Below are 9,762 nucleotides of genomic sequence, written 5' to 3'. Positions count from 1 at the left end.
TGGCCCTCCGCGCGCAGCCGGTCGGCCAGCGCCCGGGCGATGGTGGTCTTGCCCGCGCTCGGCAGGCCGGTCAGCCACACCGTCGCTCCCGGCCGGCAGGTGCAGACGGCCTGTGGTGTCCGGCTCTTTCCGCCGGAGGGAAGGTCATGCATGGGCGAGGTCCTTGCCGGTGCGGGACGAGGTGCTGCCGGGGCCGACGGCGCTCTCGGGGGACCCCTCCCGGGGAAGCCGCATGGTCAGCACGCCGAGGACGACCGTGGTGGCGGCGATCACGACGTAGTACCACATGAAGTCCCCGGTCAGCGTCTTGAGGAAGCCCGCCGTGTAGTTCCCGACGATGCCGCCGAGACCCTGGGTGACATTGGTGACGCCGAAGATGACGGTCGCCGCGGCGCCGGAGGCCGACTTCGAGACATAGGCCGGGACCAGGCCGTAGATGGGGTAGAAGGCGAGGGCGAACAGGACCCCGGAGACCATCGGGAGATACCCCACGGGCGCGAGCACGAGCAGCATCGCGGAGACGAAGAACATGCCGTAGCACAGCAGCATCGAGGTCCGCACCCCGATCCTGTCCGAGAGCCACCCCACGGCGAAACCGGCGAGCATGCCGATGACCCCGATCGTTCCCCAGACCTGCGCGGCGAAGCCGATGTCGAACCCGAGGCCCTCGCGCAGGTACGGCGAGAGGTAGTTCTGGAAGGGCATGCAGGCGAAGCCGTTGAGGAACTTCATGATCCAGACGATGACGACCCAGCGGACCAGCACCATGCGCCAGCCCGCCCGGGCGCTGTCGTCGCGTGCCGCCGGCCGGTCCTCGGCGGCGCCGGAGGAGTCCTCCGCGGTGGCGCTCCGGGACCTGAACAGCCCCAGGCGCAGGAAGGTGAACGCGGCGACCCCGGTCACCATCAGGGTGCCCAGCCCGACGCTGTACCACAGCCCCCGCCAGTTGCCGCTGCCCACGAACGACGGGACCAGCAGGCTGTTGACGAAGACGCCGTAGCTGGTGCCACTGGAGATCAGCCCCAGGGCCTTGCCGCGGTGCTCGTAGTCGATCACCCTGCCGACGATCTCGACCAGGGGCACGTAGACGGACGCCGCCGTCCCGCCCATGATCGTGAGCAGGATGCCGATGACGAGGATGCTGTCGGTCAGCGGCACGAGGACCAGGCACAGGCCGCACAGGGCCGCCGAGCCGATGGTCACCTGTCCGCCGCCCACGCGGGTGGACAGCCACGTGCCGAGCAGCGCGAACAGCAGGAAGCCCAGTTGCCCGGCCGCGGTGACCGTTCCCACCACGGTGTAGCCGAAGCCGAGGTCCTTGCGCATGTCCGTGACGATCTGCGCGAAGAGGTAGAAGCCGAATCCGTAGGTCGCGGCCACGAAGCTGGTCAGCAGCACCGTGATGACGAATCCGGCGGCGGCCCGCGAGCGGAGGACGCTCGCCGGTGTCTTCCGTACCACGTTGGGGGGTCCTTCCGTTTCCTTCCGTTCCGCCGCGTCCGACGGCCTCCTCACGGCTTCCTGCCGACGTGGATGACGAAGTCGACGTCGTCCTGCCGGAACTCCTCGCGGAAGTCGCCGAAGCGCTGGAGCGACTCGAAGCCGGCCTCCGCGAGCAGCGACGAGAGCTCGGCGGTGAGGATCGGGTACACCTCCAGGTGGTGGACGCCGCCGTCGGGGAAGTCGTACCGGAAACGGCACAACCGGTCGTCGACGTGCGCGACCGACACCGACGCCTCGTTGCCGCAGTAGTAGTAGTTGCCGCTGCTCTGGTAGCGGTGGCGGCGGATGGAGTCGAAGTTGCGGTGGTCCACGATCAGCATGCCGCCGGGGTTCAGCGCCTCGTGGAACTCCGCGAGGACCGCTCGGCGGTCCTCCTCGGCGAACAGGTGGGGGAAGGAGCTGCCGAGGCAGACGATGGCGTCGTAGCGGCCCTCGACGCTCTCGCGGAGACGGCGCCAGTCGGCCTGGACGGTGGGGAAGGAGAGCCCGTGTCGGGTGGCGTTGAGGCGGGTGCGCGCGATCATCTCCGCGCTGCCGTCGGCCGCGGTGACGTCGAAGCCCTGCTGGGCCAGTGTGACGGAGTGGTAGCCCGTGCCGGCGGCGACGTCGAGGACGCGGTGCGCCTCGGCGCCGGCGAGGAGCTCGGTGAAGAAGCCCTGCTCGCCCTGGCGGCGCCGGTCCCAGTCGATGAGGTAGTCCCAGCGGTCCACCAGCGGGCGGACGTACTGCCCCGCGTAGTCCCCGGCGGTCTCGGTGTCGGTCGTCATGTGGTGTCTCCGGCTGTGGTGAGGGGGCGGGACGCCGCCGGCGGGCGGGCCCGGCCCCGTGGCGGCCCGGACGGGAGGTCAGTCGAACTTCGCCGCGAACTCGCGGTACTTCCGGCCCAGCTCGTCGGCCCATTCGGCGCAGTCGCCCAGCTTCATGCTCGGGCAGTCGTAGCCGAGCAGGCGGCGCATGACGGACATCTCGCGCTCGGCGAAGTGCACGGTCCCGTCGTCGTCGATCCGGTCGATCCCGTCGGCGCGCTGGCAGTCCTCGTTGATGCGGACCGCATCCCGCAGCGCGAGCCCGCCGGGGAGGTCGACCCTCCCTCCGTCCCGGTGGACCCGGACGGGGTAGCCACCGGGCAGCCCGCCCGGGGCCGGGGCGTGGGCGAGCACACCGCTGTCGGTGGCCATGCCGCGCAGCACGCGCACGGCGGACGACGCGGTGAGGAGCTGGCCGTCGACGCCGCCGAGCCGCTTGAGCCGGTTGTCGAGCTGGGCGAAGAGCGCCCGGTGGTCGATCTCGTCGGACCTGTCCCGGCCCGCGACGGACACGCCGAGGTGGTAGGCGCCGCGTCCCGCGTCCCCGAACCGGGGGACGTAGTGGCTGAAGTAGTGCTGGGCGGTCAGCCGCACCTCCACCTCGCAGGGGCGGACTCCCAGCAGGTGCGCGGATCCGTGGGTCAGCGCGGGAACGATGTTGGCGACGTTGCCCACGCCGATCGTCGGTGCCAGTCCGACCTTGTCGAGCACGGGGCCCACGGCGTCGGGGAACGCGGCGTTCACCACCCGCGCGCCGATGCCGGCCGCCCGTACGGCCTGCATCAGCAGGTGGTTGAGGGTCAGGTGCATGGGGAGCCACGGCCCGAACTGGGCCTCGTCCAGCTCCTCGAAGACCTGCCGGGGCAGCTGGGTGATGACCCGCCACGATTGGAGCGACGCGCCCGTGAAGACGATGTCGGGCCGGACGCGTGCCAGTGTCCGCGCCGTCGCCTCGACGTTCCGGAGGTCGACGTGCTCGACGTCGACGCTGCCGTGGTGGCCCAGGTTCGCCGCGGTGAACAGGGCGAGGTTGCCGCGCCTGCGGATGGCCTCGGTGTTCCGCCCCGCCAGGACCACGCGGCTGGTCGCCGGGTCGTCCAGGAGCATGGTGAGGACCCTGGCGGACAGGTCGCCCATGCCCACGAGCATGATCAGCGGCCGGTCGCCGCCGAGGGCCGGCGCTCCTGCCCGCTCCGAACGGGATGAGGTCATTGGTGGGTCCTTTCTGGCGGTCAGCGCGGGTAGCAGCCGTTGTCGGCGCGCAGCAGGGCGCCGGTCAGGGTGCGGGAGGCGTCACTGAGGAGGTAGGCGCAGACGTCGGCGACGTACTCGGGGAGGATGTCGCCGTCGAGCTGCTCCTGCCGCTTGTACTCGGCGTAGCGGTAGCCGGGTATCCGGTCCGCGATGGCGGTGTTGACGATCAGACCGGGGGAGACGACGTTGACCCTGATGTACGGGGCGAAGTTCATGGCGTTGGACTTGGTGAGTCCAATGACGCCCGCCTTCACCGTGCCGTACAGCGCGTCGGAGCTGCCCACCTCCCCGGCGACCGAGGCGAGGTTGACGATCGCGCCGCGCCGCTCGGCGGGCAGCAGGTGGCCGGCGAACCGCCGGGACAGCCACACGGGGCCCTTGACGTTGACCCCGATGACGCGGTCGATCGTCTGGTCGTCGTACTCCCAGACGGGCTGACCCAGGTAGAGGCCGGCGTTGTTGACCAGGCCGTCGACCTCGGGGTGTGCTGCGATGACCCGGTCCATGAACGCGTCGCAGTCGTCGTGCGAGGCGACGTCGCAGACGTGTGTCTCCAGCGGCCGGCCGTGGTGCTCCTCGGCCAGCGACTTCAGGCCGCTCTCGTCGATGTCGCAGGTGATGACGGTCATGCCGTCGTCGAGCAGCCGCTTCACGAGGGCGCGGCCGACGCCGCTCGCCCCGCCGGTGACGATCACGGTGCTGACGGTCATGTCGCTGCCTCCTTCGCCGGCGTCAGCCGGTACTGGTCCAGGTGGTCGTAGTAGGGCCTGCAGTGCCGTACGAAATCGCGCAGGTGGGGCATGTCGTCGTAGCCGAAGCGGTACCTGCGGCGGGGGGCCCGGATGCCGCTGCTGGCCGCCACGTCGGTGTGCCACCCGCTCCAGGTGGACCACTCCGGCCGTTCACCCGCCGGCCACCGCAGGGCCTCGGGCATGAAGGGGATGCCGACCGCCTCGCAGTAGGCGGAGATGGTCCTCTCCGGCGAGGCGGCCAGGTCCGCGGCGTTGATCACCAGCGGCGGGCGGCCGGTCAGGTCCTTGACGAAGTCGAAGAGCCGGGCGAGTTGCTCGTAGCCGAGCACCTCGCGGGTGAGCTGCGGGTGCACGGTGGCGTGGGAGAGGACCGCCTCCTCCGGGTCCCGGATCAGGAAGGTGTTGACCTGCCCCAGGAGGTACTCGGGGTCGTTCAGCAGGTGGTCGATGCAGTGGTAGGGGAAGTCCTTGTGGAACACCTGCCGTTCCAGCCGGGCCTCCTCCATCATCGCCCTGATGTCGGGGTAGGTGACCGGGTGGCCCGGCTGGGGGTTCTTGTGCGGGATCGCGGCGCGTTCCTCGTGCATGAAGAAGACGTAGGCGAACTCCTCGTGGAAGACCCTGAAGTCGCCGCGCTCGATGAAGGAGCGTTCGAGCGCCGTCGACATCGACCTCGGATGGCTCCACAGAGCGATGGACTGGTGCATGGGCGCGGACTTCCTTCCTCTGCGGGTGGCCCCGGCTCAGCGCGTGCCGACGGACAGCGGCAGCGCCGAGGCGGACAGCGTCTGGAACTGGTGGGCGATGAAGTCGAGCAGCTTGCGGGTGTTGCCCAGCACCTCCGTGTAGGTGGAGACGAAGGCGCCGTAGTGCGCGAACTCCTCGACGCCCATCCCGTGCGGGTCGTAGGCGCGGTGGAAGGAGGGAAGCCACATGAGCCTCTCCAGGACCCGCTCCGGCACCTCCTGGTCGATGGCGTCGGACGTGAAGCCGGGCAGGTCGGCCTCGCGCCGCATCACGTCCGCCAGGAACTGCGGCTTGCAGGTGTACGCGATCGCCCCGCCCGCGCTCTGCTCCAGGTGCATGCTCAAGGTGCCGGTGCCCATGGCCGGGTCGTCGACCTCCAGGCTGGAGACCAGCGGTTTGACCGGGTGGCCGTGCTCGCGGACCATTCGGTGGATGCGCTTGAGGATGGCCACTTCCGCCCAGCGGATCTCGGCGGGGGTGAGCTCCAGCTCGCGGATCGCCGCCTCGTAGCGCAGGTCGGTGTTGGCGCCGAAGCGCCCGATCATGTGGGTGAAGACCGCGCGCCACCGGTCGGTGGCGATCCCCTGACTGCGGGCGTGGCGCAGCCCCGACTCGACGGCGTCAACGCAGGCGAGGAACTGCGGGACCGTGTACGAGAGGGTGTTGTTGACCGAGATGCCGCGCCCCACGAGCCGGCGTATCACCTCGTAGCCGGCCGCGGAACCGGGCACCTTGACCATCAGGTTCGGCGCTATGCGCGCCAGGCGGAGCGCCTGTTCGAGCATCAGGTCGGCGTTGAACACCAGGCGGGGGTCGAGCTGGCCGGAGACCCACCCGTACTGTCCCCGGCTCCACTCCCACATCGGGAGCATCCGCGCCGCCGCACGGCGCAGGGCCTCCTCGTAGACGAGGGTGAAGGTGCTGTCCACGTCCGGGAGGCGCTGGGAGCCGATGATGTCCCGGATCTCGCCGCTCCAGGCCTTCGGCGAGGCGAGGACGCTCTGCGCCACCAGGGAGGGGTTGGTGGTGACGCCGCGGACGAGCGAGTCCCCGGGGCTGTCGGGCTGCAGGAACAGGTCCAGCTGCCGGGACCACCGGTGTCGGGTCCCCTCGTCCGGCGCTGTTCCCAGGATGTTCTTCCGCCAGCGCGGGAAGTCGAGCGGTGAGGAATCCCACCAGATTTCAGCCGATGGGCTCACGCCCTGGAATTCGTGGAGAACGATCGGCATGCGAACCTTCCAATCCGTCTCGAGATTGAGGGAGAAACGGACCTGCCAACTGAAGCAGGCCGCCCTATCGAACCGATACCGATGTGCTGACGCGTCGTGTCCGGGGAAGGCTCGCGAGTAGTTCCGGAAGATCGTCCATCGACTCGAACGTGATGGCGCCGGCCTCGGTGAGCGCGCTCGACGTCCCGTTCTCGCTCGGGGCGTATCCGAAGACGGTCATGCCGGCGGCGACTCCCGCCTGTACGCCCACCAGGCTGTCCTCGACGACGATGCAGCGGTGGGCCGGGGCCCCCATCTCGCGGGCGGCGTGCAGGAACAGGGCGGGGTCCGGTTTCCACGCGCCCACCTCGTAGGCGCTGTAGATGCGGCCCTCGAAGAGGTGGAGCAGCCCCGTCAGCCCCAGGGTGTGCAGGATCTTCTCCCGCGGTGCGCTGGAGGCCGTGCAGTACGGCAGGCGGAGCCCGTCGAGCAGTTCCCTGACGCGGGGCACGGGCTCGAGCCCGGTGTCGAAGCGCTCGGCCGCTCGGCGGCGGAAGGACGGTATGAAGTCCGCCGGCAGGTTCCGGCCGAGCCGCTCCTCCAGTTCGCTCACCCAGGTGGCGACCTTGCGGCCGCGTATGAAGGCCAGCGCCGCGGCCGGCGACAGGGGGAGCCCCTCCTGCGCCGCCATCTCCCGCAGGGCCTCCGCGCTGTGTCTCTCGCTGTCCACGAGAACGCCGTCGCAGTCGAAGATAACCAGGTTCCGCTCCATGGACGGCCTTTCTCCAAGGGGTGTGGGAAACCAGGAGAGCACCGGGTCCTCACGATCCCCTCATCGCTCGGTATCGATGGAATGAAGTGCTCAAAACCGCACAAAACGGACTGTGATGACAGAGTGGCAATTGATCTTCCGCTTCTTCTGGAGATCGGCGCCGGGCCGTGGCTAGGTTCGTTTCCGGGAATCGACCGCTCACCTTCGATGCCGCCCGCACGAGAGGAATTTCCATGCAGTTCGGAGTGCTCGGGCCGCTTTCTGCCGCGGATTTTCACGCAGGGCCGGAAACAGAGGACGGAACCCGAGCCGATCCGCACGACGGCGACACCTGGCTGCCGTCCGCCCCCAAGACGCGGCAACTGCTGGCGCTGCTGCTGCTCCACGCCGGCAGGCAGGTGTCACTCACCACCTGTGTACGGGAGTTGTGGGGCGAGGACTCGCCCCGGAGCGCCGTACAGAGCGTGCACACCAGGGTTTTCCAACTGCGCCGGGCGCTGGCGGGCCGGCCCTCGGTCGGCTCGGCCGAGGCCGCCAAACGCATGCTGGAGACGCGCCACCAGTGCTACGTGCTCCACGTGCGGGAGGGGGGCCTCGACCTGCACGCACTGGACGGCCACCTGGCCGAGGCGCGCAGGGGGCAGGAGACCGGCGACGACGCCCGCACTTCCTCCGCCCTGCGGTCGGCGCTGGGGCTGTGGCGGGGGCCGACTCTCGACGGCCTCGAGACCGGGCCCCACCTCCAGGCCCAGATCATGGGACTCGAAGCCGCCAGGATGACGGCCCTGGAGCAGTGCATCGACGCCGAACTGCGACTCGGGCTCCACCACCGGCTGCTGTCGGAGCTCGGCCTCCTCGTCTCCCGCCACCCGACCCACGAGAACCTGCACGCCCAGTACATCATCGCGCTCTACCGGTCCGGCCGCACCGCGCACGCGCTCGAGGTCTACCGGCGGCTGTGCCGGCGCCTGGTCGACGAACTCGGCATCGAGCCCTCCCACCGGCTCCGCGACCTCCACACCGCCGTACTGGCCGAGCGTTCGGAGCTCGACGTGACTCCGCCGGGAAACCTGCGCCTCTCCCTCGACCTCGTGGCGGGCCGATGAGCCGTACGTCCCCCGCCGCGGCGAAGGGCGCCGGGGCCGCAGCCCCCGCACGCCCACCGGAGGCGCCCCAGGACGTGCCGCCCGCCGTGCGGCGCTTCCAGAACCGCATCACGCTCTGCGCCGGAGGCGGCGAGGTCTGCGACGGCTGGGTGCTCGGCGTCGTGGGGGCCGCCCTGCCGCTCGCCCGCGACGACCTCGCCATGAGCCCTCTGTGGGTCGGACTGGTGGGGGCCTCCTCCCTCGTGGGCATCCTCGTCGGCGGCCTGTTCTTCGGCTGGGTCACCGACAGGATCGGCCGCCAGCGGATGTACCTCTTCGACCTGGCCGTCTTCCTGGCCGGATCGGTGCTCCAGCTCACCGTCGACAACGCGCTCCAACTCCTGGCCGTACGCCTGGTCATGGGCGTCGCGGTCGGCGCCGACTACGCCATCGCCGGAGCGCTCGTCGCGGAGTTCGCCCCTCCCCACAGGCGGGGGCGCCTGCTGGCGTCGCTCATCGCCTTCTGGTACGTCGGCTACACGTTCGCCGCGGCCTTCGGCTTCGCCCTGGCCGCCTGGTCCGACGACGCCTCGGTGTGGCGCTGGATCCTGGCCAGCAGCGCGGTGCCCTCGCTGGTCGTGCTCCTGGCCCGGCTGGGGACGCCCGAGTCCCCGCACTGGCTGGCGAGCAAGGGCAGGTACGACGAGGCCGACGCGATCTGCCGACGGTGGCTCGGCGCCCCCTTCGACCGGGCCGGTGCCCGGGAGGCGGCGGGAGAGAGCGGGTACACCACCCTCTTTTCGCCCCTCTACGTGCGCAGGACCTTGTTCACCAGCATCTTCTGGCTCTGCCAGATCACCCCGTTCTTCGCGATCTCCACCTTCTCGCCGCAGGTGCTGGCGTCCCTGGGCGTCGCCTCCGGCGGTGTCGGCGAGGTGGTGCTCAACCTGTTCCTGCTGATCGGCTGCGTCGCCGGAGTCTGGCTCATGAACAAGGTCGGCCGGCGCCCCCTGCTCATCTGGCCGTTCGTGGTGGCGGCGGCCGCTCTGCTCGTCCTCGGCCTCTGGCCGTACGGCCCCCAGTGGGTCGTCATCGGCTGCTTCGCCGTCTTCGCCCTGTTCCACGCGGGGTCGAGCACGCTCCAGGCGGTCTACCCGAGCGAGGTCTTCCCCACCGAGATCCGCGCCAGCGGCATCGGTTTCGCCGCGGGCGTCAGCCGTCTCGGGGGAGCCGCCGGTACGTTCCTGGTGCCGATGGGGCTCCAGGCCTGGGGAGCCGGCCCCGTCATGGTGGCCGGTTGCGCGTTGTCACTGCTGGGTGCGCTGGTCTCGGCCGCCTGGGCCCCCGAGACGAAGGGCCTGGAGCTGTCACAGGCGAGCACCCCGTACGAGGCGCTGGACCGCGACCGCGGCACGGCACCCCTGTCGACGACCCCCTGACACCTCCCACACCCTCCCGCCATCTCTCGAAGGAGAGGCCATGTCCCGCCGCTTGTTCACCTCGGAGTCCGTGACCGAGGGTCACCCCGACAAGATCGCCGACCAGATCAGCGACACCGTCCTCGATGCCCTCCTGGCCCAGGACCCGGCCTCCCGGGTCGCGGTGGAGACGATGATCACCACCGGTCTGGTGCAC

At 70.3% G+C, this 9,762-nt stretch carries 11 protein-coding genes; 3 read left to right on the top strand and 8 right to left on the bottom strand.

All coding sequences use genetic code 11. The features are described 5' to 3' along the window. The 8 genes from ACFSJS_RS27745 to ACFSJS_RS27710 all read right to left on the bottom strand — a co-directional run. A partial coding sequence (locus ACFSJS_RS27745) for an adenylyl-sulfate kinase (RefSeq protein ID WP_380905236.1) occupies positions 1-152 on the bottom strand: 152 nt, incomplete at its 3' end. Beyond that, entirely contained in the window at positions 145-1,461 is a 1,317-nt protein-coding gene (locus tag ACFSJS_RS27740; RefSeq protein WP_380905232.1) for an MFS transporter, read from the bottom strand. The genes ACFSJS_RS27745 and ACFSJS_RS27740, both read right to left, overlap by 8 nt. A gap of 50 nt (positions 1,462-1,511) precedes the next feature. After that, positions 1,512-2,270 (bottom strand): class I SAM-dependent methyltransferase, encoded by a 759-nt coding sequence (locus ACFSJS_RS27735; RefSeq protein WP_380905230.1) that lies wholly within the window; start codon positions 2,268-2,270, stop codon positions 1,512-1,514. A 78-nt stretch (positions 2,271-2,348) separates the two neighbouring features. Further along, positions 2,349-3,521, bottom strand: a complete 1,173-nt coding sequence (locus tag ACFSJS_RS27730; RefSeq protein WP_380905228.1) for a hypothetical protein — start codon at positions 3,519-3,521, stop codon at positions 2,349-2,351. A 20-nt stretch (positions 3,522-3,541) separates the two neighbouring features. After that, on the bottom strand, positions 3,542-4,273 hold the full coding sequence (locus ACFSJS_RS27725; RefSeq protein ID WP_380905226.1) for an SDR family NAD(P)-dependent oxidoreductase: 732 nt from the start codon (positions 4,271-4,273) through the stop codon (positions 3,542-3,544). Then, a complete protein-coding gene (locus ACFSJS_RS27720) occupies positions 4,270-5,022 on the bottom strand; it encodes a sulfotransferase-like domain-containing protein (RefSeq protein WP_380905224.1) in 753 nt (250 codons plus the stop codon). The genes ACFSJS_RS27725 and ACFSJS_RS27720 overlap by 4 nt, the downstream gene beginning before the upstream one ends. Positions 5,023-5,058: 36 nt before the next feature. Next, entirely contained in the window at positions 5,059-6,291 is a 1,233-nt protein-coding gene (locus ACFSJS_RS27715; RefSeq protein WP_380905222.1) for a transaldolase family protein, read from the bottom strand. Positions 6,292-6,355: 64 nt separating this feature from the next. Beyond that, positions 6,356-7,042 carry an HAD family hydrolase gene (locus ACFSJS_RS27710; protein ID WP_380905220.1) on the bottom strand — a complete coding sequence of 229 codons (687 nt, stop codon included), beginning with the start codon at positions 7,040-7,042 and terminating at the stop codon, positions 6,356-6,358. 233 nt (positions 7,043-7,275) lie between these two features. Here ACFSJS_RS27710 and ACFSJS_RS27705 point away from each other — a divergent pair, with 233 nt between their 5' ends. The 3 genes from ACFSJS_RS27705 to ACFSJS_RS27695 all read left to right on the top strand — a co-directional run. Then, complete coding sequence (locus tag ACFSJS_RS27705; RefSeq protein ID WP_380905218.1) at positions 7,276-8,148, top strand: AfsR/SARP family transcriptional regulator; 873 nt, start codon at positions 7,276-7,278, stop codon at positions 8,146-8,148. Beyond that, the gene (locus tag ACFSJS_RS27700) at positions 8,145-9,566 is read left to right on the top strand and encodes an MFS transporter (RefSeq protein ID WP_380905216.1); all 1,422 of its coding nucleotides are present in this window, start codon (positions 8,145-8,147) and stop codon (positions 9,564-9,566) included. The genes ACFSJS_RS27705 and ACFSJS_RS27700 overlap by 4 nt, the downstream gene beginning before the upstream one ends. A gap of 40 nt (positions 9,567-9,606) precedes the next feature. Then, positions 9,607-9,762, top strand: a 156-nt coding sequence (locus ACFSJS_RS27695) for an S-adenosylmethionine synthetase N-terminal domain-containing protein (protein WP_380905234.1), incomplete at its 3' end; no start/stop codon positions are given.

The organism is Streptomyces desertarenae (genome assembly GCF_042681365.1).
Classification (GTDB): domain Bacteria; phylum Actinomycetota; class Actinomycetes; order Streptomycetales; family Streptomycetaceae; genus Streptomyces; species Streptomyces desertarenae.
The sequence above is the reverse complement of the archived record's forward strand: the minus strand, read 5'-3'. Positions and strand labels throughout refer to the sequence as shown.

What these genes read in the sequence shown, in the direction of transcription:
- ACFSJS_RS27735 (WP_380905230.1), bottom strand. Translation starts at nt 2,270, where the DNA reads ATGACGACCGACACCGAGACCGCCGGGGACTACGCGGGGCAGTACGTC.
- ACFSJS_RS27705 (WP_380905218.1), top strand. Translation starts at nt 7,276, where the DNA reads ATGCAGTTCGGAGTGCTCGGGCCGCTTTCTGCCGCGGATTTTCACGCA.
- ACFSJS_RS27720 (WP_380905224.1), bottom strand. Translation starts at nt 5,022, where the DNA reads ATGCACCAGTCCATCGCTCTGTGGAGCCATCCGAGGTCGATGTCGACG.
- ACFSJS_RS27730 (WP_380905228.1), bottom strand. Translation starts at nt 3,521, where the DNA reads ATGACCTCATCCCGTTCGGAGCGGGCAGGAGCGCCGGCCCTCGGCGGC.
- ACFSJS_RS27725 (WP_380905226.1), bottom strand. Translation starts at nt 4,273, where the DNA reads ATGACCGTCAGCACCGTGATCGTCACCGGCGGGGCGAGCGGCGTCGGC.
- ACFSJS_RS27700 (WP_380905216.1), top strand. Translation starts at nt 8,145, where the DNA reads ATGAGCCGTACGTCCCCCGCCGCGGCGAAGGGCGCCGGGGCCGCAGCC.
- ACFSJS_RS27710 (WP_380905220.1), bottom strand. Translation starts at nt 7,042, where the DNA reads ATGGAGCGGAACCTGGTTATCTTCGACTGCGACGGCGTTCTCGTGGAC.
- ACFSJS_RS27715 (WP_380905222.1), bottom strand. Translation starts at nt 6,291, where the DNA reads ATGCCGATCGTTCTCCACGAATTCCAGGGCGTGAGCCCATCGGCTGAA.